21 protein-coding genes, 1 tRNA gene and 1 pseudogene are annotated in these 26,823 nt (G+C 73.3%); 2 read left to right on the top strand and 21 right to left on the bottom strand.

The features are described from left to right. The 5 genes and pseudogenes from ACZ6ZR_RS23345 to ACZ6ZR_RS23325 all read right to left on the bottom strand — a co-directional run. Positions 1-538: pseudogene (locus tag ACZ6ZR_RS23345) on the bottom strand (hypothetical protein); the annotation flags it as partial. After that, the gene (locus ACZ6ZR_RS23340; RefSeq protein WP_465645208.1) at positions 535-2,991 is read right to left on the bottom strand and encodes an ATP-binding cassette domain-containing protein; all 2,457 of its coding nucleotides are present in this window, start codon (positions 2,989-2,991) and stop codon (positions 535-537) included. The pseudogene ACZ6ZR_RS23345 and the gene ACZ6ZR_RS23340, both read right to left, overlap by 4 nt. Next, on the bottom strand, positions 2,988-3,866 hold the full coding sequence (locus ACZ6ZR_RS23335; RefSeq protein ID WP_465645206.1) for a hypothetical protein: 879 nt from the start codon (positions 3,864-3,866) through the stop codon (positions 2,988-2,990). Before ACZ6ZR_RS23335 ends, ACZ6ZR_RS23340 begins: the two co-directional genes overlap by 4 nt. Before the next feature lie 29 nt (positions 3,867-3,895). Beyond that, positions 3,896-5,155, bottom strand: a complete 1,260-nt coding sequence (locus ACZ6ZR_RS23330; RefSeq protein ID WP_465645204.1) for a cytochrome P450 — start codon at positions 5,153-5,155, stop codon at positions 3,896-3,898. Positions 5,156-5,281: 126 nt separating this feature from the next. Then, positions 5,282-5,446, bottom strand: coding sequence for a hypothetical protein (locus ACZ6ZR_RS23325; RefSeq protein ID WP_345291011.1), 165 nt, complete (start codon positions 5,444-5,446; stop codon positions 5,282-5,284). A 307-nt stretch (positions 5,447-5,753) separates the two neighbouring features. Here ACZ6ZR_RS23325 and ACZ6ZR_RS23320 point away from each other — a divergent pair, with 307 nt between their 5' ends. Together ACZ6ZR_RS23320 and ACZ6ZR_RS23315 are read left to right on the top strand one after the other, a co-directional pair. Beyond that, entirely contained in the window at positions 5,754-6,653 is a 900-nt protein-coding gene (locus tag ACZ6ZR_RS23320; RefSeq protein ID WP_465645202.1) for an ABC transporter ATP-binding protein, read from the top strand. Continuing rightward, complete coding sequence (locus ACZ6ZR_RS23315) at positions 6,650-7,510, top strand: ABC transporter permease (protein WP_465645200.1); 861 nt, start codon at positions 6,650-6,652, stop codon at positions 7,508-7,510. Before ACZ6ZR_RS23320 ends, ACZ6ZR_RS23315 begins: the two co-directional genes overlap by 4 nt. Before the next feature lie 82 nt (positions 7,511-7,592). Here the strand turns inward: ACZ6ZR_RS23315 and ACZ6ZR_RS23310 are convergent, their stop codons facing one another. The 16 genes from ACZ6ZR_RS23310 to bldG all read right to left on the bottom strand — a co-directional run bounded on the left by ACZ6ZR_RS23310 (position 7,593) and on the right by bldG (position 26,784). After that, positions 7,593-8,453: a hypothetical protein gene (locus tag ACZ6ZR_RS23310; protein WP_465645199.1), complete on the bottom strand. Its 861-nt coding sequence runs from the start codon at positions 8,451-8,453 to the stop codon at positions 7,593-7,595. A 234-nt stretch (positions 8,454-8,687) separates the two neighbouring features. Further along, positions 8,688-9,359, bottom strand: a complete 672-nt coding sequence (locus ACZ6ZR_RS23305; protein ID WP_465645197.1) for a hypothetical protein — start codon at positions 9,357-9,359, stop codon at positions 8,688-8,690. A 5-nt stretch (positions 9,360-9,364) separates the two neighbouring features. Further along, a complete protein-coding gene (locus tag ACZ6ZR_RS23300) occupies positions 9,365-9,913 on the bottom strand; it encodes a hypothetical protein (protein WP_465645196.1) in 549 nt (182 codons plus the stop codon). 241 nt (positions 9,914-10,154) lie between these two features. Further along, positions 10,155-10,228 (bottom strand) — tRNA-Thr (locus ACZ6ZR_RS23295). 97 nt (positions 10,229-10,325) lie between these two features. Next, on the bottom strand, positions 10,326-10,982 hold the full coding sequence (gene leuE / locus ACZ6ZR_RS23290; protein WP_465645194.1) for a leucine efflux protein LeuE: 657 nt from the start codon (positions 10,980-10,982) through the stop codon (positions 10,326-10,328). An 88-nt stretch (positions 10,983-11,070) separates the two neighbouring features. Next, complete coding sequence (locus tag ACZ6ZR_RS23285; RefSeq protein ID WP_465645192.1) at positions 11,071-12,672, bottom strand: alpha/beta hydrolase; 1,602 nt, start codon at positions 12,670-12,672, stop codon at positions 11,071-11,073. A gap of 166 nt (positions 12,673-12,838) precedes the next feature. Then, a complete protein-coding gene (locus ACZ6ZR_RS23280; RefSeq protein WP_465645191.1) occupies positions 12,839-13,909 on the bottom strand; it encodes an alpha/beta hydrolase in 1,071 nt (356 codons plus the stop codon). 183 nt (positions 13,910-14,092) lie between these two features. Next, positions 14,093-15,349, bottom strand: coding sequence for a DNA polymerase III subunit delta' (locus tag ACZ6ZR_RS23275; protein ID WP_465645189.1), 1,257 nt, complete (start codon positions 15,347-15,349; stop codon positions 14,093-14,095). A gap of 166 nt (positions 15,350-15,515) precedes the next feature. Then, the gene (tmk, locus tag ACZ6ZR_RS23270) at positions 15,516-18,749 is read right to left on the bottom strand and encodes a dTMP kinase (RefSeq protein WP_465645187.1); all 3,234 of its coding nucleotides are present in this window, start codon (positions 18,747-18,749) and stop codon (positions 15,516-15,518) included. Between the two features lie 175 nt (positions 18,750-18,924). Continuing rightward, positions 18,925-21,777, bottom strand: a complete 2,853-nt coding sequence (gene topA, locus ACZ6ZR_RS23265) for a type I DNA topoisomerase (RefSeq protein ID WP_465645185.1) — start codon at positions 21,775-21,777, stop codon at positions 18,925-18,927. Between the two features lie 397 nt (positions 21,778-22,174). Then, positions 22,175-22,630: a hypothetical protein gene (locus tag ACZ6ZR_RS23260; protein WP_465645183.1), complete on the bottom strand. Its 456-nt coding sequence runs from the start codon at positions 22,628-22,630 to the stop codon at positions 22,175-22,177. Positions 22,631-22,881: 251 nt separating this feature from the next. Next, positions 22,882-24,417 (bottom strand): DUF7059 domain-containing protein, encoded by a 1,536-nt coding sequence (locus tag ACZ6ZR_RS23255; protein ID WP_465645182.1) that lies wholly within the window; start codon positions 24,415-24,417, stop codon positions 22,882-22,884. A gap of 75 nt (positions 24,418-24,492) precedes the next feature. Then, positions 24,493-25,230, bottom strand: a complete 738-nt coding sequence (locus tag ACZ6ZR_RS23250; protein WP_465645180.1) for a hypothetical protein — start codon at positions 25,228-25,230, stop codon at positions 24,493-24,495. 29 nt (positions 25,231-25,259) lie between these two features. After that, positions 25,260-25,628 (bottom strand): cyclophilin-like fold protein, encoded by a 369-nt coding sequence (locus ACZ6ZR_RS23245; RefSeq protein ID WP_465645215.1) that lies wholly within the window; start codon positions 25,626-25,628, stop codon positions 25,260-25,262. Between the two features lie 115 nt (positions 25,629-25,743). Next, positions 25,744-26,169: an ATP-binding protein gene (locus ACZ6ZR_RS23240; protein ID WP_465645178.1), complete on the bottom strand. Its 426-nt coding sequence runs from the start codon at positions 26,167-26,169 to the stop codon at positions 25,744-25,746. Positions 26,170-26,442: 273 nt separating this feature from the next. Next, positions 26,443-26,784, bottom strand: coding sequence for an anti-sigma factor antagonist BldG (bldG, locus tag ACZ6ZR_RS23235; protein ID WP_345289613.1), 342 nt, complete (start codon positions 26,782-26,784; stop codon positions 26,443-26,445). Positions 26,785-26,823 lie beyond the last annotated feature (39 nt).

Raw genomic sequence — 26,823 nt, 5'->3', positions numbered from 1 at the left:
GGCCGGCTGCGGTCAGCCGTCCCAGGTCGCGGCGGGCACCGGGCACCCGCAGGACGAAGCGGGCCAGGTCCGCCGGTCCCAACTCGCCTGCGGGAAGCGGCAGGTAGAGCAGCAGCGCTCGTTCCTGCAGCGCGACCGGGGCGAGCGCCCCGGCCGGGTCGTGGTGGCGGTGGCCGCCCGCCGGCCGCGGCACCAGGGCGACCGGACGGCCGTCCTCGGCCGCGAAGCCGACCATCGGCCCGGCCGTACCGGCCGGGTCGCCGTGGCCGTCCGGGCCGGACGGCAGGGTCACCGGCCGGTACCGCAGCCCGGCCGACCGCAGCAGCGCGGTCAGCGGGTCACGGGAGCTCCGTACCGTGGAGGGGAGTTCGGCGTCTGCGGGGAGCGCCCCGAGCGCGACGAGCACGGCGTGCGCCTGCCCGGCCGGATCGTTCGTGGTCGGTCGGTGGGTCTGTCGTCCGCCGCGGCCGGGGTGCAGGACGCCGATGGTGGCGGTGAGTGCGGCTCGGTTGGCATCGGCGGTGGCCGTGGCGGTCATGACTTCTCCTCCTTCGGGATCTCGGATCCGGTGGGTCGCCCATGGGTCCCGGTACGCCGGGCCTTCTCGGTGGGCGCGGTGGCTCCGGGCCGTCCATGGGTCCCGGTGGGCCGGGCCTTCTCGCTGGACGCGGTGCCTTCGGACGGCTCATGGGTCCCGGTGCGCCGGGCCTTTTCGGTGAGCAGGGTCTGGTAGGGGCCGGGGACGGCCGCGAGTTCGGCGGGGGTGCCCTGCTGGACGATCCGTCCGCCGGCCAGCACGACCACCCGGTCGGCGGCCTGGATGGTGCTCAGCCGGTGGGCCAGCACCAGGCAGGTGGTGCCGCGCCGCCGCAGGTGCTCGTTGACGGCCGCCTCGGTGTGCGCGTCCAGCGCGGAGGTGGCCTCGTCCAGCACCAGCAGGGCGGGTTCCAGGGCGAGCGCGCGGGCCAGTTCGAGCCGCTGGCGCTCGCCGCCGGAGAGGTTGCGGGCGTCCTCGTCGATCCGTCCGGCGTCCAACCCGCCGCGCCTGGCGACCAGTTCGGCGACCTCGGCGTCGTCCAGCGCGCGGCGCAGGGCGTCCTCGTCGGCGGCCGGGTTCCAGAGCGTCAGGTTCTCCCGGACGGTCCCCTCGAAGAGCCTCAACTGCTGTTCCACGTAGGCGACCTGACCGGTCACCACGGAGCGGTGCCAGTCGTCCCGGGGCCGGCCGTCCAGCAGCACCTGGCCGGACCAGGGCCTCAGCACCCCGGCGGCCAGCCTGGCCACCGTGGACTTGCCGCTGCCGCTGCCGCCGACCACCGCGACCCACTCCCCCGGGCGGATGTGCAGCGAGATCCCCGCCAGGGTGGGCGGCCGGTTCGGGTCGTAGCCGAACTCGACGTCGCGCAGCTCCAGTTCGCCGCTCAGGCGCGGGCCCGGCTCGGCCGGGGCGTCCAGCACCGGGGTCAGGTACGGGTCGGGCTCGCTGCTCTCCACGTCCTCCAGCAACGCGTTCTGCGCCCGGGCCATGGTGAGCTCCGAGGCCGCGCCGACCAACTGGCCGACGGGGCCGAGGAATCCGTTGAGCAGCAGCAGGAAGGCCAGCAGGGTGCCGATCGAGAGCGACCCGCCGAGCAGCATCGAGGTGCCCGCCACCACCACGGTGGCGGTGGCCGCCGCGTTCAGTGCCCCGGGCAGCGAGAGCGGCACGATCACCGCGCTGGTGACCCGCTGGCCGGTCTCCATGGCCCGGGCCTGCCAGCCCGCCCAGGAGCGGAAGAAGGAGTCCTCCGCGCCCTCGGCCTTGAGCGTCTCGATCGCCGACACCCCGGCGAAGGCCACCCCGTCGCGCTTGTGCTGCTCGGCGTGCAGCCGGTGCACCAGCCCGCCGCGGCGCCGGTCGGCGACCCGCAGGGCCAGCAGGTCCAGGCCCGCGACCACCACCGGGACCACGGCCAGCCGGGGCTCCAGCCAGGCCAGCGCCCCCAGGTGGACGGCGGCGGCGGCCAGTTGGGCCGAGGCCGAGGCCACCCGGTGCGAGAGCAGCATGGCCAGGCCGTCGTTCATCTGGACCCGGGTCACCAGGCCGCCCAGCTGGCGCCGGTGGAAGAAGGAGCCGGGCAGCCGGATCAGCCGCCACAGGAAGCCGGACGAGGCGCGGGCCGCCATCGCCTCCAACACCCGGTTGACCAGGGTCTGTTGGAGCCAGGTGCCGAGCACCACGGTGCCGGCCACGGCGGCCGAGGCGAGCGCCAGCGGCACCGCCCAGGACTCCATGCCGCCCAGCACCACGGAGCGCAGGTAGGCCCGCAGCAGGAAGGCCGCGACCACCCCCGGCACCGCCAGCGCGACGGAGAGCAGCACCGCCAGCAGCAGCGGGGCGGCGAAGGCCCGCATCCGGCCCGACAGAGCCCGCAGCAGCGGGAAGCGCTGCCCGCCGGGCTCGAAGTCCGGGCCGGGTTCGAAGCCGACCGCGATCCCCGAGAACGAGTCCCAGAACTCGGCCGGAGTGGCCGAATAGGAGCCCATCGACGGGTCGTTGACGTACACCCGGCCGCGCTTGACGCCCTCGTAGACGGCGAAGTGCGGGCCGGTCACCAGGACCATGGACGGGACCTGGAGGGCCTCCAGGCCCTGGAGCTTCTCCTCGGTACGGACGATCCGGCGGCCCTTGGCGGTCACGCCGTACCGGCCGGCCGCCCGGGCGACCGCCGCCGCGCTGACGCCGTCCCGGCTCACCCCGCAGGAGCGGGAGGCCTCCTGGAGCGTCACCCGGCGGCCGAGCGCGCCCAGCACCACGGCCAGGCAGGCGGCGCCGCAGTCCTGCTCCTCCATCTGCGGCACCACGGGGGTGCGCAGGTAGCGGCGGGGCTTGCGGGCCTTGGCCGTTCGTCGCTCAGGTGTCCGAGGGGCCTCGGGAGCCTCGGGAGCTGCCGGGGTCTCCTCGACGGCTGCCGTCGCCGCGGCCGCCGTCTCCCGGACGTCGAGGCTCACCGGCCGGCCCCCGTTCCGAACACGGCCTGGTACGGGTGCCGGGCACCCAGGTCGACCGAGACCGTCAGCGGCACCGGGCCGCGCAGCCGGGTGGTGTCGGGCGGAAGCTGCGCCCGGGCCGTCCAGACCGGGGCCGCGCCGGTGGGCACGCCGGGCAGCGGGACGGAGAAGACCCCGTCCAGCGTCTCGGCGCGGACCGGCAGCGGGTCGACCTCGGAGATGGTGGCCTGCACGGTGCCCCCACCGGGCACCGGCACCAGCACCGTCCGACCGGGGACCAGCTGCTGGGCCTCGCGCAGCGAGGTGGCGAACAGTCTTACGGTGTCGGGGAGTTGCGCCGCGTCCAGGGCGGCGACGGCCGACCCCGGGGCGAGCGTGCTGCCGGGTGCGGAGAGCAGCGCGGTGACGGTGCCGGCCTGCGGGGCCCGGACGGCGAGCTCCTCGCCCGCCGCGGTCCGCAGCAGTGCCAGGGTCTGACCCTGCGTCACGGCAGTGCCGGGGCTCACCTGGTAGGCCAGCAGCGCACCCGCCTGCTCGGCCCGGACGGTCTCCGGGGCCGCGCCGTGGGCCAGCAGAGCCGGGAGCGCGAGCGTGTGCGGCAGGGTGCCGAAGGCCAGCCAGCCGCCGCCCGCGCCGACCACCAGCAGCAGGGCCGCCGCGGCGGCGCGGAGCCGGGCGCCGACCAGTCCCACCGGGCGGTCCAGCCCGGGTTCGAGGACGGCGGCCGCGCGGGCGGCCGCGACGGCGGTGGACTCCTTGGTGGCGGTCGTCCCGCTGACGGTCACGCTCTCACCGCTCTCCTCGCGCGCCGACGTCTGCTCGGTCTTGCTCGTACTCGTACTCGTACTCGTGCTCGTGCTCTTGGTCGTGCTCATGCTCGTGCTCGTCGTCGTGGTCGTGAGGCTCATGCCCGCACCGCCCCGGCCAGGTCCGCCACCGGCTCGCAGCGCAGCGGCAGTTCACGCATGCCGCCGAAGACGAACTGGGTGCTCCAGCGCACCGTCCGGTCGGTCAGCGGGGTGCTCAGCTCCCGGGTGCGGCCGGCCTCGGCCAGGCCGCGCAGCACGGCGGCGCCGGCCATCAGGGAGAGCGGAGCGCCCAGGCAGTGGTGCGGACCGTGGCCGAATGCCAGGTGGCGGGTCTCGGCCCGGTCCGGGTCGAAGGCGTCCGGGGTGGCGAAGCGCCGCGGGTCCCGGTTGGCGGCCGCGTAGAGCAGCAGGGCGACCCGGCCGGCCGGGATCACGGTGTCGCCGAGGGTGACGTCGTGGGTCAGGGCGCGCGCACTGGCGCGCACCGGGCTGCCGAGCCGCTGGGCCTCGTCGAACACCGCTTCGGCCCGCTCGGGCCGGTTCCGGATCAGTTCGGCGAGCTCCGGGTCGCGCAGCAACTGCCAGACGGCCAGGGCCAGTCCGGAGGTGAGCGTCTCCAGCCCGTTGGCGAGCAGCATCACCACGAAGGCCAGCAGGTCCTCGTCGTCGAGCTTGCCCTCGGCGCGGGCCACGGTGAGACGGCTGATCAGGTCGTCGCCGGGAGCGGCGGCGCGCGCGGCGCACAGCTCCTCGACGTAGGCGCGGAACTCCTCGAACTCCGCGTCCAGTTCGGCGATCTGGGCGGCGTCCGCCTGGGCGTCCGTGCCGCCGAAGTCGTCCAGCAGCGAGCGGGCGACCAGGCCGGCCCAGCCGACCACGCGCTCCTGCTCGGAGTCGGGGATGTCCAGGATGGCGCAGGACACGGCCACCGGCAGCGGCACGGCGAGGTCGGCGACCACGTCGAACTCGCCTGCGGCGATCAGGGGTTCGAGCATCCGTGCGGCGGTGCTCTCGATCCGCTCGCGCATCTGCTCCAGACGGCGCGCGGAGAAGGCGGTGGTGGCGAGGCGCTTCAACCGGGTGTGGTCGGAGCCGTCGCGCATCGGGAGCATCCGGTTCACGATCCGCGCCAGCGCGGTCGAACCGGCGCTCGGCAGACCGACGGTGGTCGGATCGACCGCCGTCCCGGGGTGCATCAGCACGCTGACGATCTCCTGGTAGCCCGAGACCACGTGCACGCGTCCGAGGTCCAGCACCGGCGCCTCGGCCAGCAGTCGACGGTAGAGCGCGGGCGGGTCCTGCTGAGCGGCGGGCTGCTGGATGAACCGCGTCAGCTCTTGCCGGAGGTTCTCCATGACCCGGCGTCTCCTTCACTGCTGTATGTCGGTCAATTCACGTCTGTGGGTGGGAAGATGGCGGGGAGATGAGGGTGCCGCGGTGACCCCGCCCGAGGGCGGACTCACCGCGGCACAGGTCCCGAATTACTCGGCCGCAACCTCGGCGGCGGCGTTGGAGATCGAGCTGAAGCTCGAGACCGGGCAGGCCGCGCAGGCCAGGGAGGAGACGGAGACGCCGGCGTTGACGCTGTCCAGCTCCTCGATCTCGATGTCGAACTGGTCGTTCGCGGGGGTGGTGTTCTCAGCCATGTGAAGCTCCCTCTTGGGTCGTGGGGCCCGCCCCTTCGGGGCCGGTCACCCTTTCCGCCGATTCGCTTTCCGGTCTTTTTCTCCGGCTCGTTCTCGGCGATGAGGAAACTATGCACCCGGCCGCCGCTCGAACATCAGTAGGGAATGTAAGAAACCCATCCGTCGAAAATGCCACACCCACACCCATGACATTTTGCATACCCTCTGACCTGCACTTATGTCGTGCACTTGCCTTACAGGGGCAGCCCGGTTCACCCTATGTCCCATGACACTCACCACAGGCCCGGGAATTACCGGGGAGGCGGCCGTGGAAGTACACGGTCTGCGCAGCAGCTACGGGGACTACGAGGCCGTACGGGGCGTCTCCTTCACCGTCGCGCGGGGCGAGCTGTTCGCCCTGCTGGGGACCAACGGCGCTGGCAAGACCACCACCATGGAGGTGCTGGAGGGGTACCGCCCGCCGAGCGCCGGCACCGTCCGGGTGTTCGGCCTCGACCCCTGGACGCAGGGCGCGCAGGTGCGCAGGCGCACCGGCGTGATGCTCCAGGAGGGCGGCTTCTTCAAGGAGTTGACCGTCAAGGAGACGGTGGACTCCTGGCGCACCTTCATCTCCGGCGCCCGTCCCACCGCCGAGGTGCTCGACCGGGTCGCCCTCACCGAGCGGGCCGGCATCCGGGTCTCCCAACTCTCCGGCGGCGAACGGCGCAGGCTCGACCTGGCGTTGGCCGTGCTCAACACCCCGGAGCTGCTCTTCCTGGACGAGCCCACCACCGGCATGGACCCGGAGGCCCGGCGCACCACCTGGCGCCTGGTCAGCGAGCTCCGCGCGGCCGGCACCACCGTCCTGCTGACCACCCACTACCTGGAGGAGGCCCAGCAGTTGGCCGACCGGGTGGCCATCATGGACCGCGGACAGCTCGCCTCCGTCGGCACCGTCGACGAGGTGCTCTCCGGCCAGGGCACCCGGGTCACCTTCCCGCTGCCCGCCGGCGTGCTTCCCTCCCAACTCCCCACCGTCCTGGGCGAGTCGCCGACCCTCGACGAGGGCACCGTGCTCTACACCGTCGCCAAGACCGCCCCGGCCCTGGCCGCCCTGCACTCCTGGGCCGCCGGCCTCGGCGTCGAGCTGGACGGCATCGAGGCGCGCAACGCCTCCCTGGAGGACGTCTTCCTGCAGCTGGCCCACGACAAGGCGGAGACCCGATGAGCACCCTGACCACCACCGTCGCCCTCTCCACCGCTCCCCAGAAGGAGCTGACCTGGCCCGCCTACGCGCGCGGCCAATTCCTGCTCTCCTGGAAGGTGTTCTGGCGAAACCGGCGCTCCACCTTCATCGGCTTCCTGCTGCCGGTGCTGCTCAACCTGGTGATCGCCGCCCCGCTGCGCGAGCGCGAGATCGGCGGGGTGAACGCGGCCGCCTACAGCACCATCGGCTTCATCGGCTTCGCCCTGGTCACCACGTTCATCAACCTGCTGAACGGCATCGTGGCCCGCCGCGACGACCTGGTGCTCAAGCGCCTGCGCGGCACCGAGGTCCCGCCGACCGCGATCTTCGCCGGTCAGTTCGGTGCGGCCGCCGCCGTGGTCCTGCTCCAGGTGCTGGTGCTCGGCGGCACCGCGGTCATCTGGTTCGGCGCCCCGCTGCCCGCCGACCCGCTGCTCTTCCTGCTCACCCTGACCCTCGGGTTCCTGCTCTTCGCGATCCTCGCGGTGGCCCTCTCCGGCATCACCCCCAGCGCCGAGTCCGCCCCGATGATCGCCACCCCCGTCCTGCTGATCTGCATGTTCGCCAGCGGCGTGGTCGCCCCGCTCAGCTCGATGCCCAGCTGGCTCCAGGACCCGGCCCACAACCTCCCGCTGGCCCCCGTGGTCGAGACCCTGCGCACCGCCTGGTTCGGCCGCGGCTTCGGCCACGAGTCCTGGAGCGGCGCCGCCCTCCCCGAGCTCGACCTGGTGCACGGCTGGCAGCACTCCGCCACGTCCCTGCTGATCGCCGCCGCCTGGACCGCCGGCGCCACCGTCCTCGCTCGCCGCCTCTTCCGCTGGGAGCCCCGCCACGGCTGACCCGTCGTCACCACCCCTGATGCTGCTGGGCGAGCCCGCCGAGTCCACCTCGGTCCGGGCCCGCCTTCAGCCTTTCCCGGCCCTACGTCACCGGGATGTCCACGTTCAGCACGAACCGGTGCGGCGGCGGGTTGGCCGGCGCCTCCTGGGTGACCACGACCCGCACCGTGCTCCCCGACGCACAGCCCTCGCCGACCTGCACCGCGAAGTCCCGCTTCCCCGGCCGCCAGGTGTTGGTGACGATGTCGTTCGGACAGACGGCGGTCGTCCCGTCCGCCGAGATCTCGCACTGACCTCCCTCGCCCGTCGGCAGGAACCGCGACCCGGGCGGCAGTTGGGCCACCACCCGGCCCCGCCACGGGTAGTCCACCGACGGCCCCAGGTTGCTCTCCTCCACCTGGAACTCCGCCGTCCCGCCCGGCGCGGTCGGCAGCGGCTGCTTCGACAGCGCCAGGAACGCCCCCGTCACCGGCGCGGTGATCACCGAACTCCAGGTCGCCGCATTGTCCGACTGGTCCTGGTCCGCCGCCCAACTCAGCTCCGCGGTACCGCCGTCGAATGTCTTCGACCCGTCCATCCCGGCCAGCGTCCGCGCCCGCAGCTTCACGTGCGTGCAGTCGTGCGGGTAGAGCCCCTTCCCCAGCTCGAACTTGATCCAGTTCCACCCGCCGTCCACCACCCCGAAGGTCTCCGAGGTCAGCTCCATCCCCTCCCCGGGCGGCCCGTTCACCACCAGCACCGCATCCTCCTGCAGCGCCTCGCTCCCCTGGTTGCACACCACCACCGTGAACGGCACCACCTCCCCCGGAGCCGACGGCTCCGGAGCCGCCACCGACACCGCCAGATCACGCACGAACGACGGCCCGTCCCCCGGCGCCGCCTGCGCACTGACCGGAACGAGCGCAGCCGCCACCACCACGGCCACCACTACGGGAACCCGCACGGACATCTCCCTCGACAGGATCACGGGCAGCACGGCTCGCCACCCGCACTTCGCCCACGAAGCTATCCCCGAGGGTCCCTCACCGGCGCCGCCCGCACGGGTGAACCTTCCCCTGAGCCCGCGTCAGCTTCAGTGCGCTCCAGGCACCCTGGATGCTCGACCGGTCGCCATGACCGACGAGGGGTGTCGCAACCGACGGCCCGCAAGCCTCCGTGATGGCGCATCAGGCAGCAGTCAGATCACCGTCGACGGCGAATGACGGCTGAGGTAGTCCTTGAAGACCTCGCGGATCTTTCCCTGCAGGTATCCGGACTGGGCAGAGTTCGGCACTACGTCACGCTCCGAACCACGCTTCCGTGCGTGCAGGTACCTCACGATGCTCGACGTGCTGGTGTTGGAGACGAACAGCTCGCTCTGTGTCCGGATGTCAGCACGCAGTCCCTCGAAGTTCCGAGCAAGGCCGATATTCATCGAGCTCACGTAGTACTTGCATTCGGTGATCAGCAAGCACTGGCTGCCTCGTGGAGCGATCCGTTCGGCGCGGCAGAGTGCCGCCTCCGCCTCGGGCAACAGCAGTACGTCGCACTCGTGCAGGACTCCGGACGTGCCCTGCACCTGCACTCCCAGGTGCAGTTCGAGCGCGGGTGCCCCCTGGAACTCGATTCGCGCATGCGTGAACGGCTTGCTGGTGCCGTAGAGCTGGCCTGGGCCCGTGCGGAAGACCAGGTTGGTGGCCTGCGCCCCGTGAACGTCCTCGTAAGTGACCACGGCGCCGTGCCGGCTCGCCGTCGCCACGATCAGCGAGAAGACATAGCCCTCGTAGACGTCGGAAATGGCGGACGCAGAATGATAGGAAAGCTGCTGTGCTGCCAACAGAGTTCTGATCTGTTGGATCAACAGGCTCACGGAGCTCATCCCCGCACCTCATCCATCGCGGCGTCCAGGAGCCCGGCCAGACGGCTGAGCTCCCCGGGTTCGATCCGGCTGCGCCCCAGATCGGCCCTTCGGCCACGGGGACGAAACCCGTCCTCCTCTTGCTCGAAGGCGACCCCTACGACGCCTTGACGCTCGCCTTGCTCTCCAGGCGGTACGGTCGTCAGCAACTTGAGCGTCTCCTCCTCGATCAAGGCTGCTTCCACCAGAGCCCTCTGAAGTGCCTGCAGAAGCAACTCCACGCGCTCCGTAACCGTCATGGGCCTGGTCGTGATCACCAGTGATCCGCGCTTCCGCGATGCCTCGAACTCCTCTGCGCTGACCAGCGAGCGTTCGAGTGCCTCGTAAGGAGATTCATCGGCGGCCGTGCGCTGTCGGCCGCTACGGCTCCTGCGGCGCAGCACCTTCTCCTCCGCCACACCATTCGCGATGGCTTCGTCGACTTCGCCGAGCACCCACTCAAGGGGGGTACCTGACAGCAGCTCGCGGAGCTCTTGCTCCGTCCGGCGCAGCTCGAACTCATTCATCTGTTCCTCCACCGCGATCGAGACCGCTCACCGCATTCCGCACCGCCCACGGCGACTCACCTACGCGTCGCCCCATCAGACGTGGCCCACGGGACACGATCACCCTAAGTGGCGGCACGGCTACAGGTGCTCCGAGTCGTCCGAACGGCCGGTGGAACTGCCTTGGCCTCCACGGGTTGAGGAAGGTGCCCGGAAACGACAGAGGCCCAGGTCATGAATTGCATGACCTGGGCCTCTCTAGAGCCGCCTATGGGATTCGAACCCATGACCTACGCATTACGAGTGCGTTGCTCTGGCCAACTGAGCTAAGGCGGCACCGCTGCCTGAGCTGTGCGAACACCGCTTCGGCAACGCGGGCCAGTCTACACGCTGCGCACTCGTGCTCCCTACCGGCTTTCCGCAGACCGCGCGGTCACGCCGAGGAGACGGCGAGCTTGGCGGCGAAGCCGGCGAAGAGGGCCGCGACGCCGGTGGTGAGGGTGGCGGAGAGGCGCTTGCGGCGGCGGAAGGCGGTGGCGAGGGTGGTGCCCGCGAAGATCAGGAGGGAGAGGTAGAGGACGCTGAAGGTCTGGAGGACGCCGCCGAGGAGGGAGAAGGAGAGGATCGGGGCGCCGTAGGACGGATCCACGAACTGCGTGAAGAACGAGAGGAGGAACAAGATCGCCTTGGGGTTCAGCAGGCTGATCACCAGGGCGCGGCGGAACGGCCGCTCGGTGTCGGCCTGCGGGGCCTCGTCGGCGGTCTCGGCGACCGGGAGGGCGTGGCGTTCGCGCCAGAGCTGGCGGGCGGCGCGGAGCATGCCGAAGCCGATCCAGAGCAGGTAGGCGGCGCCGCCGAACTTGACCACAGCGAAGACCGCCGGGTTGGCCTCCAGGAGGGAGGAGGCGCCGAGCGCGGTGAGGCTGATCAGGGTGAAGTCGCCGATGAAGACACCGGCGGCGGCCTGGTAGCCGGTGCGTATGCCCTTGCGGGCGGCGACGGAGAGGACGTAGAGCGAGTTGGGGCCGGGCAACAGCACGATGACCAGGGCGCCGAGCACGTACGTCGCCAGGTCGTTGACTCCGAGCACGGAGCACTCCTCGGACGGGCAGGGGTAGGGGCGGTCATCGTACATACGGACCGCCCGGGCGCCGTAGCCGGTTTCCGCCCGGTGTGAGCTACTTCGCGCAGCGGGTGCCGTCAGCCGGGGGCTCGCCGCCGAGGAGGTAGCGGTTGACCGCGCCGTCCACGCAGGTGTTGCGGCGGCCGTAGGCGGTGTGGCCGTCGCCGTCGTAGGTGAGGAGGCGGCCGGAGCCGAGCTGGTCGGCGAGGGACTGGGCCCAGGCGTAGGGGGTGGCCGGGTCGCGGGTGGTGCCGACCACGACGACCGGGGCGGACCCGGCGGCGGCGATGGTGTGCGGGGCGCCGGTGGCGGGGACGGGCCAGTAGGCGCAGGCCAGGGCCATCCAGGCCATGTCGCGGCCGAAGTGGGCGGAGGCCTTCTCGAAGTCGGGGACTGCGGCGGCGGCCTGGGCGGGGGTGGTGAAGGGGGCGGGGAGGTCGAGGCAGTTGACGGCCATGTTGGCGTACATGAGGTTGGGGTAGCTGCCGTCGGACTCGCGCTCGTAGTACTGGTCGGAGAGCTTGAGCAGGCCGGCGCCGTCCCCGGCCTTCGCGGAGGTGAGCGCGGTGCGCAGCTGGGGCCAGAGGAACTCGGCGTACATCGCGTGGATCACCCCGGTGGTGGCCTGGGCCTCCGTCAGCTTCCGGGCGGAGTCGGCGGGCAGCGGGGTGGCGTCGAGCTGCTTGAAGAGGGCGAGCAACTGCTCGCCGGCCTTCTGCTCGGTGTCGCCGAGCGGGCACTCCCCGCCGCGCTTGACGCAGTCCTTGGCGAACGCGGACCAGGCGGTCTCGAAGCCGGCCGCCTGGGTGCGGTTGCCGGCGACGGCGTCGAGCGCCGGGTCCATCGCGCCGTCGAGCACCATCCGGCCGACCTTGGCGGGGTAGAGGCCGGCGTAGGTGGCGCCGAGGAAGGTGCCGTAGGACTTGCCGAGGTAGTTGATCTTCTGGTCGCCGACCAGGGCCCGGAGGACGTCCAGGTCGCGGGCCGACTCGACGGTGGAGACGTGGCCGAGGACGTCGCCGGAGTTCTGCTTGCAGCCGTCGGCGAACTCCTTGTCGGCGGCCACCAGGGCGTCGATCTCCGACTGGTCGTCAGGGGTGATGTCGACGGCGGTGTACGCGTCCATCCGCGGGCCGCTCAGGCAGGTCACCGGCCGGGAGCGGCCGACGCCGCGCGGGTCCAGCCCGACCAGGTCGTACCCGGCGCGGACCTCGGCGTCGTAGCCCTTGGCCACCGCCTCGACGTACTCGACGGCGGAGGCGCCGGGGCCGCCCGGGTTGAGCAGCAGCGAGCCGAGCTTGGCCCGGCCGTCGGGGCGGGTGGTGGCGGGCTTGCGGGCGGCGGCGAGGGTGAGCTCGCCGGCGGACGGGGCGGCGTAGTCGAGCGGCACCTTGAAGGTGGTGCACTCGAACTCGCCGTCGCAGGGCTGCCAGGAGAGCTTCTGGGCGTAGTACGGGGCGAGCCCGGCCGGGGTCGCGTCGGGCAGGGGCTGGAGCGGGGTGGCCGCGGCGTTGCGGGCGGCCGAGGCCGGGGCGGCGTCCGTGGAGGGCGGGGTGGAGGACGCGGGGCTGTCGGACCGTCCCGAGGTGCAGCCACCCACCAGCAGCGCGGCGGCCAGCAGGGCGGGCACGAGGCGGACGGGCCGGACTGCGCGCATCGGTGCGTCTTCTCTCGGCAGGAGGGGTCGGACGCCCCGAGCCTAGCGCCCGGTGATCGGCGCACCCGCGCTCCGGCGCACAGACGCCGCCGCGCGCCCCGCCCCTGGCCCGGACGCGCCGGAGCGCTCGGCAGGGCGGCGGGCCAGCAGGCCGGCAGGGCAGCTGTCAGTGCGTCAGGTTCTCCGCCAGGTACTGGACCGCCACCCGGACCAGCCGGAGCCGCTCCCGGTCGGGCGCGAAGTCCCGGACCACGTCGGAGAGCCGGACGTTGGCCTTGGCGGCCCGCCCCTGACCCTCCTTCAGCGCCTTCTGCAGCCCGCGTGCCGCCCCCAGCCCCTCCGCGTCCTCCTTGGCGGCGGCCAGCAGCAGCTTCGCCGCCGTGCCCTCCGGCGCCTCGGCCGCGGCGGCCGCCAGCGCGGCACCGTCGTACCGGCCGGAGACGGCGGCGGCCGCACCGTACAGGTCGGGGCGGGCCAGCCCGGCGGCGGCCGCGCAGGCCGCGCCGCCCTCGACGCCCAGCACGCCCCAGCCACCGGGGCCGGGCGGCAGGGTGCGGAAGGCGGCGCCGACCGCCGTCCGCAGCGCCCGGTCGTCGGCGATGGCCTGCGGGGCGGCGGCGACCAGCTCGCAGGGGTGGCCGGTGCCGGCCGGGGCCTCGGGGGCGACCAGCACGAACGGGCGGGAGCGGCCCAGCTTCACGGCGGAGGCGACGCCCTCGAAGACGTCGGGGAGCTCGGCGTCCGCGGTCCGCCCGGTGGTGCCCGCGTGCAGCACCACGACCGGGAAGCGGGTCTGCGGCTCGGCGCGGTAGCGGTCCGGCAACCAGACCCGGACCGTCCGGGGGCGGCCGTCCGGCCCGGCCACCGCACCCTCCATCAGCTCACCGCCGGCGGGCTTGCCGATCAGCTCGAACCGGGTCACCACGGGTGGGATCTCCGCCCCGGAAGGGGAGGCCTGCGCCGGGGGCGCGGCCGGCCGCTCGGGCGCCACCACGGCGGCGGCCTGTGCCGGGAGGGCGCCCCGGCCGTCCAGCACGAGCGCGACGGTGAGGGCGGTCACGCAGATCCCGCACAGTACCGCGCCACCGGCCCTGACCAGCAACGGCCGCTGCTCGGCGGTCAGTTCGTAGGTCTGGGCCGCCTTCAGGTCGCGCCAGCGGACCAGCGCGGCCCGGCCCAGCAGGAACCCGGCGACCAGGGCCACCACCAGCGGTACGACGAGGAACGGTCTGGGCATGCGGCGCACCACCTCTCGGTCATCGGTGCACAGCGTGCCGGGCCCGGCGACGGGCGGCGGCGCGGCTCCCGGAGCAGGGCCGGGATTCACTCGAAGGGAGGAGGTGAGGTTTCGTCAACTCGCCGCCGTACGGCGGCAGCCGCCCGCGTCGACGAGGAGAGGGACGAAGGTGCCGGGTGCCGCTCAGCCCGCCCGGAGGGCGACCGTCATCGCCTCGACCGCCAGCAGCGGGTCGACGTTCCGGTCCAGGGCACGGCGGCAGGCCAGCACGGCCTCGATCCGGCGCAGCGTGTTCTCCGCGCTCCCGGCGCCCGCGACCCGGCCGAGCGCCGGGCGCTGGTCCTCGTTGGACAGGGTCCCGGTGGAGCCGAGCTGGAGCGCCAGCACGTCCCGGTAGAAGCTGAGCAGGTCGAGCAGGGCGACGCCGAGCGTCTCCCGCCTGGTCCGGGTGGCCCGGCTCTTCTGACGCTTCTCCAGCTCCTTGACGGCGCCCGCCATCCCGCGCGGCGCCCGGCTGCCCTCGAGCGCCCCGTAGGCCGCCCTCAAGTCGCCCGTCTCCTTGGCGTCCTGACTCTCCGCCAGCGCCTCAGCATCCGCCTTCGCGGTGTCCACCAGCCGCTGGGCTGCGGCCAGGCAGCCACCGATGTCCGCGACCTCCAGCGGGATCTTCAGCACGTCCAGCCGACGGGCCCGGGCCTGGTCGTCCACCGCCAGGCGGCGGGAGCGCTCGATGTCCCCCTGACCGGCCAGCGCCGCCAGCCGCGCCGCCTCCGGCTCCACCCCGTCCCGGCGGACCAGCATGTCGGCCACCGCCTCGGCGGCCGGGGTGCGCAGCACCAGCAGGCGGCAGCGCGAACGGATGGTGGGGAGCACGTCCTGCACCGAGGGGGCGCAGAGCAGCCAGACGGTGCGCGGGGAGGGCTCCTCCACGCCCTTGAGCAGCGCGTTGGCCGCCGCCTCGGTCAGCCGGTGCGCGGCGTCCACCAGGATCACCGACCAGCGGCCGCCGGTCGGGTAGCTGGCGGCGCGCAGTACCAGGGCGCGCATGTCGCCGACACCGATCGAAAGGCCGTCGGTGCGGACGTACTTCACGTCGGCGTGGCTGCCGGAGAGCACGGTGTGGCAACCGTCGCAGAAGCCGCAGCCCGGGACACCGCCGAGCTCGAGGTCCGGGCTGGTGCACTGGAGGGCGGCCGCGAAGGCGCGCGCGGCAGTGGTCTGCCCGGCGCCCGGCGGACCGGTGAACAGCCAGGCGTGCGTCATCAGCGAGGCGTTCCCACCCGGCACCGGCGCGCCGCCCGATGCACCACCCGACGCGCCGCCCGACGCTCCGTCAGCACCCGCGCGCCCGGCGGCCACCGTCGCCCGTGCCGCCACGGCCGCCGCCGTCAGCTGCTCGACCACCCGATCCTGGCCGACCAGGTCGTCCCACACACTCACGCCGCACTCCCTCGTCCCACCCGAGCCTAACCGCAACGGCGGACAGCCAAGGGCCGTCACCGACAGGTCCACCGCACGCGGGAGGGGCGGGCCCGGCCCCCGGCCGTACCCGCCCCTCCGTCCGCCCGTCGGCCCAGCCGCGCGTCAGCCCGGCCGCCCCCGGCCGCTACTTGCGCTTGCGGCCCTTGCGGTCCTGGTCCTGCTCCTCGTCGGTCTCGTCCCAGCGCGCCCACTCCTCGCGGGAGCCGAGCAGGCTGTCGGTCAGGCTGGGCAGGTCGTCCATCGGGGTCTCCTCGGCCCAGGACGGCCGGGGCCGCGGCTCCTCCCCGAGCACCGGGAGCTCCCGGGTGGACTCGGCCTCGGACCGCGCCGGCTCGGCCGGCTCGTCCCGCCACAGTCCGGACGGCACCCGGTCGGCGGGGGTGGTGGGGGCGGCGGGGGCCGCCGGTGAGGCGGGCCGGGCGGGCTCGGCCGGCAGCTTCGGCAGCTCGGCCGTCCTGGCCCCCTCCACCTTGGGCAGCACGGCCGTCTCGTCCGCCGGGACCCGCGGCAGGACCGCGGTCTCGCCCGCCGCCGGCACCCGGGGCAGCACCGCGGTCTCGTCCGCGGGGACGCGCGGCAGCACGGCCGTCTCGTCGGCCGGCTTCCGGAGCTCGGTGGTGGCCTGGTCCCGGTCCCGGCCCGGGTGGGCCAGCTCCATGGTGGTGGTCGCCTCGCCCGAACCCGCAGCCTCGGCTGCTGCCGCAGTTGCCGCAGCAGCCGTCGCCGCGGCAGCCGCGGCCGCGGCGACCCGCGCCGCCTCCGCCCGCTGCAGCGCCTCCTCGGCCCGCCGCCGCTGCTCGGCCCGCTGCTCCTCGCGCTGCCGCTGGAGCTCCGCCTGCGCCGCCGCCTCGGCGGCCAGCCGCTGCCGCTCCGCCTCCTCGGCCTTGCGCCGTTCGGCCTCCGCCGCCGCCCGGGCCGCAGCCTCCTCGGCCTGGCGGGCCGCCTCGGCCTCCGCCTTCAGCCGCGCCTCCTCGGCGGCCTTGGCCGCCGCCTCGGCCGCGAGCCGCTCGGCCTCCTCGCGGGCCAGCCGGTCCTTCTCCTCCTGCTCCTTGCGGAGCTCCTCCAGCAGTTCGAGCCGCTTGCGCTCGGCCGCCTCGGCCTCGGCCTTCAGGCGGGCCTCCTCAGCGGCGCGGCGCGCGGCCTCCTCGCGGGCGAGCCGGTCCTGCTCGATCCGGGCAACCTTCTCCTGCTCGGAGAGCGGCAGCTCGCGGTCGAGCCGGTGGCGGATCGCGGTGGTGACGAAGGCGGGCTGCTGGCTGCCGTCCACCACCAGGTAGCGGGCGGGGTCGGCCGCGGCCAGCGCGAGGAACCCGGCGCGCACGCGGGCGTGGAACTCGGTGGGCTCGGACTCCAGCCGGTCGAGCGCCTCGGTGAAGCGCTCGCGCGCCGCCTCGGGAGCGACGTCCAGCAGCACGGTCAGGTCGGGCACCAGCCCGCCGGTCGCCCAGCGGGAGATCCGGGCCACCTCGGTGGCGGCCAGGTCGCGGCCCGCGCCCTGGTACGCGATCGAGGAGTCCATGTACCGGTCGGTGATCACCACCGCGCCGCGCTCCAGTGCCGGGCGGATGACGTTCTCCACGTGCTCGGCGCGGTCGGCCGCGTAGATCAGCGCCTCGGCCCGGTGCGAGAGGCCGGTGTTGCCGACGTCCAGCACCAGGGCGCGCAGCCGCTGGCCGATCGGCGAACCGCCCGGCTCGCGGGTGATCACGACCTCGTGGCCCTTGCTGCGGATCCACTCGGCCAGCGCGTTCGCCTGGGTGGACTTGCCGGCGCCGTCGCCGCCCTCCAGGGCGATGAAGTAGCCGGTGCCGCTCACCCGGTGGGCCGGGACGACGTCCGCGCCCCGGACCGAGCGCAGCAGCTCGCGGCCGAACGGCACGCTGCCCCGCTGGTCGTCGGTCTTCAGCAGCACCACGGCCGCCAACACCAGCACCAGCAGCCCGGCGGAGCCGACGGCCAGCGCGGCGCCGTCGTGGATGAAGGTGAAGCTGCCCGGCCGGACCTCGCCGAGCGAGATCTCGCCGTACCCGGCGGCGGCCAGCGGCATCAGCACCAGCGCGGCGCCGACCACCACCCGCAGCACCGCCTGCAGGTGCTCGGTGACCTTGGGCAGCCGGGCCTCCTCGACCTCCTGGGCGAGCAGCGTCCGGCCGGTGCCGACCACCACGCCGGCGGCCAGACCGGCCAGCACGGTGAGCAGCAGCACCAGGACGAAGTCCAGCACCAGCCCGGCCAGGATCAGCGCCAGGCCCTCGGTGATCAGGGCCAGCGCCAGCAGCCGGCGGCGGGAGAGCGAGGGCAGCAGCGGCCGGGTGATCCGGATGCCGACGGCGGGGGCGAGGCCGGCGGCCAGCACCACCAGGCCGTAGCCGATCGGACCGCCCCGGTGGTCGACCGAGGTGAGCAGGCCGAGCGCGGCCACGCCCGCCATCGAGGCGTAGGCGGCGGCCACCGCGAAGGTGAAGTAGGGGGCCGAGCCGGTCCGGCCCTTGCTCAGCGCGGGGCCGGGGGTGGCGTCGGTGGGGGCGCGCAGGCCCTGCAGCGGGGAGCGCGGGGCACCGGCCGCGCCGGACGGCAGCTGCTGGAGGTGGAGCAGCACGGCGGAGGCGGCCAGCAGCAGCGCCGCGCCCACTCCGGCGCTGGTGAACTGGTGCGTCCGCAGCCAGTCCGCGCCGAAGGCGGCGAAGACGTTGTTGAGCAGGGTCAGCCCGACCAGCAGGGCACCGGCCAGCGGCACCACGGCCCAGCCGGTGCGCAGGTCGACCGAGCGGACCGTCTCCAGGTAGGCGGCCGAGGGCCGCTGCTGCGAACTGGCGGCGTACGGGTCGGCGACCGGCAGCAGGCCGGGCACGGCCGCGTCCTTGGCCACCGCCCAGACCCGCTCGGCCGCACCGGCCAGGAAGGCGGTGCCGAGCAGCAGCCAGAGCGCCGAGCCGGCGGACCAGCTGAGCCACCAGGGTGACAGCCCGATCAGAACCGCTCGGAAGGCGTCGGCCCCGAGCAGCACCCAGCGCCGGTCCAGCGTCGAAGCGACCAGACGGTGCACCGGTCCGAGCAGTGCCGCGCCGAACAGCAGGGTGGCCAGCAGCCGCGAGGCCAGCACCACGGCGACGGCCAGCGCCCCCGCCCGGTACCCGTGCCCGAACTGACCACCGATCAGCGCGGCCACCCAGGCCAGGCCGACCAGCACCAGCAGCCCCAGCCGGTCACCGGCTCCGCCGATCAGCTGCGCGGTCCACAGCCTCCGGTACGGGCGCAGCCGCAGCAGCGCCCTGGCCCGCTCGCCGGGCGTCCCCGCAGGGCGGGTCTCCGGTGGCTCGGGGGCGCTGGTCGGGCTGGGCTGCTCCTCGCTCGTCATACCGTCAGCGTAGCGGTCGCCACCCGGCGGATAAGAGGGGCGAGTGCCTCCGGAACCGCGTCATCACAGGGTTGTGACACTCCCCGCGCAGAACACCCGGCACCCGCGCGGTACCCGCCCGGCATACGACGAGGGCCCGCACCGGAGTGCGGGCCCTCGTCGCGGAGCGGTCGGATCAGTCCTGCTCGGAAGCCGCCGTCTTCTTCGCCGCGACCTTCTTGGCGGTGGTCTTCTTCGCCGCCGTGGTCGTGGCCGCCGTCGTCTTCTTGGCAGCCGTCTTGGCCGCCGTGGTGGTCTTCTTCGCCGGAGCCTTCTTGGCCGCGGCCTTCTTCGCCGGAGCCTTCTTGGCCGTCTTCTTCACCGGCCCGCGGGCCCGCTTCTCGGCCAGCAGCTCGTAGCCGCGCTCCGGCGTGATGTCCTCCACCGAGTCGTCCTTGCGGAGCGTCGCGTTGGTCTCGCCATCGGTCACGTACGGTCCGAAACGGCCGTCCTTGACCACCACCGGCCGCTCGCTGACCGGGTCGTTGCCCAGCTCCTTGAGCGGCGGCGCGGCCGCGGCCCGTCCGCGCTGCTTCGGCTGGGCGTAGATCGCCAGGGCCTCATCGAGGGTGACCGTGAACATCTGCTCCTCGCTGGTCAGCGAGCGCGAGTCGGTCCCCTTCTTGAGGTACGGGCCGTACCGGCCGTTCTGCGCGGTGATCTCCACGCCCTCGGCGTCGGCGCCGACCACCCGGGGCAGCGAGAGCAGCATCAGCGCGTCGGCCAGCGTGACGGTGTCCAGCGCCATCGTCTTGAGCAGCGAGGCGGTGCGCGGCTTGACCGCGTTCTTGCCGGTCTTCGGGGTGCCCTCGGGCAGGATCTCGGTGACGTACGGGCCGTAGCGGCCGTCCTTGGCGACCAGCATGTTGCCGGACTGCGGGTCCTTGCCCAGCTCGAAGTCACCGCTGGGCTTGGCCAGCAGCTCCTCGGCCAGCTCGACGGTCAGCTCGTCCGGCGGCAGCTCGTCCGGGATGTCGGCGCGCTGGCCGGGCTCGCCCTCGACCGTCGAGGCCTTCTCCACGTACGGGCCGTAGCGGCCGACCCGCAGGGTGATCTCGTCGTTCAGCGGGAACGAGCTGATCTCCCGGGCGTCGATCGCGCCGAGGTCGGTGACCAGCTCCTTGAGCCCGCCGAGGTGGTCGCCGTCGCCGTTGCCCGCGTCGGCGGCGCCGCCGGCCACCTCGGGGGCCACGGCCTCGCCGAAGTAGAAGCGCTTGAGCCACGGCACGGACTGCGCCTCACCGGCCGCGATCCGGTCGAGGTCGTCCTCCATCTTGGCGGTGAAGTCGTAGTCGACCAGGCGGCCGAAGTGCTTCTCGAGCAGGTTCACCACGGCGAACGACAGGAAGGAGGGGACCAGCGCGGTGCCCTTCTTGAAGACGTACTTCCGGTTGATGATCGTGTCGATGATCGACGCGTAGGTCGACGGACGGCCGATCTCCCGGTCCTCGAGCTCCTTGACCAGCGAGGCCTCGGTGTAACGGGCCGGCGGCTTGGTCGAGTGGCCCTCGGGGTTGAGCTGCTCGGCGGCCAGCGGGTCACCCTCGGCCACCTGGGGCAGCCGGCGCTCGCGGTCGTCCAGCTCGGCGTTCGGGTCGTCGGCGCCCTCGACGTAGGCCTTGAGGAAGCCGTGGAAGGTGATGATCTTACCGGAGGCGGAGAACTCCACGTCCTGCCCGGTGGCGGCCCGGCCGCCGACCTTGACCGTCACCGACTGGCCGACGGCGTCCTTCATCTGGGAGGCGACGGTGCGCATCCAGATCAGCTCGTAGAGCCGGAACTCGTCGCTGCTCAGACCGGTCTCGGCCGGGGTGCGGAAGCGGTCGCCGGAGGGGCGGATCGCCTCGTGCGCCTCCTGGGCGTTCTTCACCTTGGAGGCGTAGGTGCGCGGCGCGTCCGGCAGGTAGTCGGCACCGTAGAGCTGGGTGACCTGGGCCCGGGCCGCCGAGATCGCGGTCTCCGAGAGCGTGGTCGAGTCGGTACGCATGTAGGTGATGAAGCCGTTCTCATACAGCTTCTGGGCCACCTGCATGGTGCGCTTGGCGCCGAAGCCCAGCTTGCGGCTGGCCTCCTGCTGGAGCGTGGTGGTGCGGAACGGCGCGTACGGCGAGCGGCGGTACGGCTTGGACTCGACGCTGCGGACCGAGAACGCGGTCTGCTCCAGGGCGGCGGCCAGCGCGCGGGCGGCCGTCTCGTCCAGGTGCAGGGTGTTGGCGCTCTTGATCTTCCCGTCGGAGCCGAAGTCACGGCCGGTGGCGATCCGCTTGCCGTCCACCTGGGAGAGCCGGGCACCGAAGGACTCCGGGTTCGCGGCGTCCGCGGCGGTGCGGCCGGTGCCGAAGGTGCCGGTCAGGTCCCAGTAGGAAGCGGTCCGGAACGCGATCCGCTCGCGCTCGCGCTCGACCACCAGCCGGGTCGCGACGGACTGCACGCGGCCCGCCGAGAGCTTCGGCATGACCTTCTTCCAGAGCACCGGCGAGACCTCGTAGCCGTAGAGGCGGTCGAGGATGCGACGGGTCTCCTGGGCGTCCACCAGGCGCTGGTTCAGCTCGCGCGGGTTGCGGACGGCCTCCTGGATGGCGTCCTTGGTGATCTCGTGGAAGACCATCCGGTGCACCGGCACCTTGGGCTTCAGGACCTGCTGGAGGTGCCACGCGATGGCCTCGCCCTCGCGGTCCTCATCGGTGGCGAGGAAGAGCTCGTCGGACTCCGCGAGGAGCGACTTCAACTTGGTGACCTGCGACTTCTTGTCCGCGTTCACCACGTAGATCGGAGCGAAGTCGTGGTCCACGTCGACTCCGAGGCGGCGCACCTCACCGGTGTACTTGTCCGGTACCTCGGCGGCCGTGCCGGGGAGGTCGCGGATGTGCCCGACGCTGGCCTCGACGATGTAGCCGGGGCCCAGGTAGCCCTTGATCGTCTTGGCCTTGGCCGGCGACTCGACGATGACGAGTCGCTTGCCGTGCGCGGTCTCGCTGCTCGGGGACACCTTCGCTCTTCTCTCCCGGTCGTTACGTCTGCTGGGCGGCGCGTGGCGGCCTGGGAGAGCGCGAAAACCCCGTCCTCCCCGCCTTGTGGAGCTGCCGCTCCGCGACGGCCCCACCAGCGGAGTGTGACCGTACCCTGGCCACCCTTGTCAAACGAACGGATCGCACTTTTTCACCGGCAAGGCCGACCTACGCCACTCGAACGGTAACCCGATGACGAGCGTTCCCGCCGCGCGGAGGGGGGTGCCGGGTGCGCCGGAAGTCGGATTCCGGACGCGGACGACCGTTCAGCGAGCAGGCGCGCGGCGGCCGGAGGCGGCCCAACAGGCCCGCCGGGCCCTGACCGCAGGCGGCTGGATCGTATCCACACCACTCCCCGGGGGCCGTCCCTCCGCCCGCCTACCGGGCGAGGGCCTCCCCGAGCAGACTCAGACCGGCGGCGAGCGCGCTGGTGCCGAGCAGCAGCCAGAGCACATCCCCGGGGACTGCCGAACCGGCCGAACCCGCCGCCAGCACCACCCGGTTCGGCCGCCGGGCGTCGAACCGCACCTGGACCACCGTGCCGGGCGTCAGCCAGGCCGGTCGGCGCAGGGGGGTCTGCCCACGCGGCCGGGTCAGCACGGAGCGGTCCGGACCGGTCGGGACGGCGAGCAGCGGAGCGCTGTCGAGCTCGCCGTAGGTGTCGACGCGGTGCTCGCCGAAGGAGTCGCGGTCCGCGACCACCCGGGCAGTGGCGGGCACGCCGTGGCGGCGCAGGCGGTGGCGAAGTCGCAGTTCGACAGCGCACCAGAGCAGCAGCGCGCTACCGAAGAACGTGAGTACCACCCCTGCCACCAACGCCGTCGGCGTCTCCATCGCCCCGCCCCTCCGTCTGCCCCCGCCTTGTCCACAGCCTGTGGACGGGAGGCTGGCAGGCACGGACGGCGGGGCGTCGTACGCCCACCGAACCGGGGGCCACCGGGCGGTGAACCGGAGATGACGGATCGCCACAGACCCCCTGGTCGATGCCGGACGGGCCCGCATCCCGCCACCCCGGTGTTCGAAAGCCGCCGGTGCGCACGGTTGTCCACCGCCTGTGGACAACCGTGCGCACCGGCACCGTCCCGTCACCCCACCGGCTCGATGAACCCCTGCTCGGTCAGCAGCCGCAGCGACTCCGGCACCCGGTCCCGCAGCACCACCCGGTCCTCGCCGAGCAGCTGTGCGATGGCGTCCACGATCTCGCCCGCCGCCAGCGTGCCGTCGCAGACCCCGACGAAGCCCGCGCCGACGGTGTCCACCTTGGTGGCCCGGCGCATGCCCCGGTTGTGACGGAGGATCACGTGCTCGGGGTCCTCCGCGCCGGGGGCGCCGACCTGCTCCTGCACCACCTCGTCGGCCAGCTGGTAACGGGCCACCAGCAGCGCGGCGTCGTCGTGGTCGCGCAGGAAGTCCTGCCGGCCGAACCAGTCCTCGATGTGCGGGCCGAGCGGCTGCTCCACCGGGTGCGGCCACTCCTCGATCCGGACCGTCGGCTGCTCGGCGCCACCCGCCCGCAGGGTGATCCAGCCGAAGCCGATGCCCTCGACCCCGCCCGCCTCGAAGGCGTCCAGCCACTCGCCGTACCGGGCCTGGTAGTCCGAACCCGGGCCCCGGTGGTCGCCGCCGTCGCGCAGCCAGAGCTCCGCGTACTGGGCCGGGTCCTGCACCTCGCGCTGCACCACCCAGGCGTCCAGGCCCGTCCCGGCCACCCAGCCGGCCAACCGGTCCTGCCAGTCCTCGCCCTTGACGTGCTGCCAGTTCGCCAGCAGGTGGCAGAAGCCGCCGGGCTCCAGGTGCGCGGCGGCGCCCCGGACGATCGACCGGCAGAGCTCGTCGCCCGCCATCCCGCCGTCCCGGTACACGAAGCGGCTGCCGGGCGAGATCACGAACGGCGGGTTGGAGACGATCAGGTCGAACTTCCCGTCCCCGACCGGCTCGAACAGGCTGCCCTCGGCGGTCTCCACGTTCTCAAAACCGGAGAGCGCCAGGGTCAGCGCGGTGAAGTGCAGCGCCCTCGGGTTGAGGTCGGTCGCGGTGACGTGCTGGGCGTGCCGGGCGGTGTGCAGGGCCTGCACACCCGAACCGGAGCCGAGGTCGAGCGCCCGGCGCACCGGACGGCGCACGGCCAGGTTGGCCAGCGTGGTGGAGGCCCCGCCGACGCCGAGCACCAGGTCCTTGCGGGCCACCCCGTGCGGGGTCTCGCCGGAACCGATGCCGCCCGCACCACCCACCGCGCACCCCAGGTCCGAGACCACCCAGGCGTCCGCGCTGGGCATCCCAGCCACCTCGTTGGCGTACGGGCGCACGTCGACGGCGGCCCGCACCCGCTCACCGTCCCGGACCAGCCAACGGTCCGTCAGGCAGTCCTCCACCGGCAGCGCGGCGGCCGCGGCGGCGTACGGCACCGGCTGCTGCAGCAGGAACAGCCGCACCAGGGTCTCCAACGGGCTGCCGCCCGCGGTCGCCCGCAGCGCGGGCACCGCCTCGCTCCGGGCGAGCGCGGCGTACGCGGTCGGCCCGAGCAGGTCAAGGCACCCGTCGGCGGTGTAGGAGGCGGCGAGCAGCGCCTCGCGCAGCTTCGCGAGGCGGGCATGGTCAAGCACAGGGCTGCTACTGGTCACCGCCCCATTCTCCCGCCTGCCGCCCGGGCTGCGCTCCGGCCGTCGGGCCGCCGAGGGCCCGGGGGGCGGGGAGGGTCAGCTGCTCGGCGTGGCGGAGGGGGTTGCGGGTGGGGTTGCCGGCGTCGCGGGCGGGGTTGCGGGCGGGGACTGGCCGTCCGTCGGCGCGCCGCTCTGCCCGGGGGTCTGCCCCGGTGTCTGTCCGGGGGACTGACCGGGCGTCTGGCCGCCGCCCTGGCCCGGTGCCTGACTGTCCGTCGGAGCCGGGGACGGCTTGCAGCCGGTCTGCTTGGAGATCGCCGCGCCGAGCACGCCGCTCTGGAGCGTGTTGAGCGCGTCTGTGGACTGCTGGGCCAGCCGCTGGATCTGGTCGCTGACGCTGCGCAGGCCGTCGGCGAACTTCGCCTGGTCCCCGTTGGGCAGCGCGGTCAGCTTCTGCTGGACGTCCAGGTAGCCTTGGGCCGCCTGCCTGAGCTCGTCCGTCGCCCCCTGCTGGACCTTGGCGCCGTCACCGATCTTCGGCGCCCCCGCCTTGCCGATCGCGTCCGCCAGCTGCTGGTTGGTCTGCGCCAGCGTCCCGAGGTCGGCGGCGAGCCGCTTCTGCAGGTCCGCCGGGGCCTCCCCCGGGACGACCTTGCCGCTGCCGTCGAGCGCGGCCGTGGACTGCGCGATCGGGTCGTGGGCGGCGTCGCAGACGGTCTTCGCCCAGGAGTCGAGCGCGGCGGCGGAGTTGTCGTCGCCGCCGCAGCCGACGGCGCCCATCGCCAGCGTCAGGCCCAGTACGGGTGCGGCCCACAGCCGCTTCTCGAACGTCACCCTGCGAACCTACACGGCACCGCTCGGGCTCAGACCCGCTCCACCCGGATCACGTCCCCGGGCCGGACGGTGCGCAGAACTGCGGGATCGCCGTCCAACGCACCCAGCAGGTTGCAGGGGCCGGCGAGCCGGCACTCGCCGCCGCGCGAGATCGGCGTCGGGCCGTAGGGCAGCGCGAGGCTGTCACCCTCGGTCCAGAACGCGACGGTGCCGGGCTCGACCACCTGTGCCGCGTCCTCCTCGAGCGGGACGGCGACGGGCGTGCCGAAGTAGACCTCCTCGCCCCAGGTGTTCGCGGAGGAGGTGACCGGGAGCGCCGCCCAGAGCGCCTCGGAGGTGGGGGTACGCCTCAACGTGGCCGTGCTGTGCCCGGCCGGCCAGAGGATGCGGATGCGCATGCGCATGGGGAAGGTGTCCTTCTCTCGAAACGGATCCGATCGCGCCGAGAGCAGGGAACAGCCACCTTCAACAATTTGTCAATGGTCTTCGGGGGATCAGCCCCGGAGCGGGGCGTCAGAGCTCGTCGAGCTCCGGCAGCAGCGGCCAACTCATCCGGATCAGCCCGCCACTGGCCCCCGAGGTCACCTCGACGTCCTCGACCAGGCCGGTGATCACCGCCAGTCCGAGCGCGTCCTCGGCGTCCTCCCCGGCCTCCTCGGCGTCGCTGCCGACCGGCGGCAGGCCGGCCGTGCCGGCCTCGTCCTCCACCTCGATGAGGAAACGCTTCTCCTGATCGGTGAGCGCCACCCGGACCGCGCCGTCGACACCGCCGCGCTGGTGCAGGCCGACCGCCCGCGAGCAGGCCTCGCCGACCGCGAGCCGGACCTCGTCGAGCACCGACTCATCGACTCCGGCGCGCCTCGCCACCGCCGCGGCCACCAGACGGGCCGTCCGCACGTGCTCGGGAAGTGCGCTGAACCGAAGTTCGACCGTTGCCATTGTCTTCCCCTCCGGGATCGTGCCCGGGATCGCACCCCGGGCTCGCGCGGGCCGGACGGCGCCGCGCCGGGGCAGTCGCCCACCATCCGCCACCGGCGGGGCCGTAGTGGCCCCGCCGGTGCGCGAGTGAGCTTCTATGAGCGCCGCCGAACGGGAGCGATCGGAACCGGAGCCCCGAACCACCGCTCTGACGGCTGATCAGCACCGCCCGGCCCGTGCCGGAACGGCCCTGACGCCTGGTCAGTCCACCAGGCGAGGGTGCCTGAGCACCCGTCAGTCGTTCGCCGCGACCGCGTCGTCCACCGAGGTGTGGATCGGGAAGACCTTGGTCAGACCGGTGATCCGGAAGATCTTCAGGATGCGCTCCTGGTTGCACACCAGGCGGAGCGAACCCTCGTGCGCGCGGACGCGCTTGAGACCGCCGACCAGGACACCGAGACCGGTCGAGTCCAGGAAGTCCACGCCCTCCATGTCGACGACCAGGTGGTAGTTGCCCTCGTTGACGAGCTCGACCAGCTGCTCGCGCAGCTTGGGGGCGGTGTACACATCGATCTCGCCGCCAACCTCGACGACCGTACGGTCGCCGACAGTGCGGGTCGACAGGGACAGGTCCACGGAACCTCCAGCACCTTGCCTTGCTACGTCATTGCGATC

Source organism: Kitasatospora sp. NPDC088742 (assembly GCF_055584905.1).
The sequence above is the reverse complement of the archived record's forward strand: the minus strand, read 5'-3'. Positions and strand labels throughout refer to the sequence as shown.

Coding starts and splice junctions, on each gene's coding strand:
- ACZ6ZR_RS23240 (WP_465645178.1), bottom strand. CDS start 26,169: ATGGCAACGGTCGAACTTCGGTTCAGCGCACTTCCCGAGCACGTGCGG.
- ACZ6ZR_RS23260 (WP_465645183.1), bottom strand. CDS start 22,630: ATGGAGACGCCGACGGCGTTGGTGGCAGGGGTGGTACTCACGTTCTTC.
- ACZ6ZR_RS23285 (WP_465645192.1), bottom strand. CDS start 12,672: ATGCGCGCAGTCCGGCCCGTCCGCCTCGTGCCCGCCCTGCTGGCCGCC.
- ACZ6ZR_RS23280 (WP_465645191.1), bottom strand. CDS start 13,909: ATGCCCAGACCGTTCCTCGTCGTACCGCTGGTGGTGGCCCTGGTCGCC.
- ACZ6ZR_RS23245 (WP_465645215.1), bottom strand. CDS start 25,628: ATGCGCATCCGCATCCTCTGGCCGGCCGGGCACAGCACGGCCACGTTG.
- ACZ6ZR_RS23300 (WP_465645196.1), bottom strand. CDS start 9,913: ATGAATGAGTTCGAGCTGCGCCGGACGGAGCAAGAGCTCCGCGAGCTG.
- ACZ6ZR_RS23335 (WP_465645206.1), bottom strand. CDS start 3,866: ATGAGCACGACCAAGAGCACGAGCACGAGTACGAGTACGAGTACGAGC.
- ACZ6ZR_RS23325 (WP_345291011.1), bottom strand. CDS start 5,446: ATGGCTGAGAACACCACCCCCGCGAACGACCAGTTCGACATCGAGATC.
- tmk (WP_465645187.1), bottom strand. CDS start 18,749: ATGACGAGCGAGGAGCAGCCCAGCCCGACCAGCGCCCCCGAGCCACCG.
- ACZ6ZR_RS23315 (WP_465645200.1), top strand. CDS start 6,650: ATGAGCACCCTGACCACCACCGTCGCCCTCTCCACCGCTCCCCAGAAG.
- ACZ6ZR_RS23330 (WP_465645204.1), bottom strand. CDS start 5,155: ATGGAGAACCTCCGGCAAGAGCTGACGCGGTTCATCCAGCAGCCCGCC.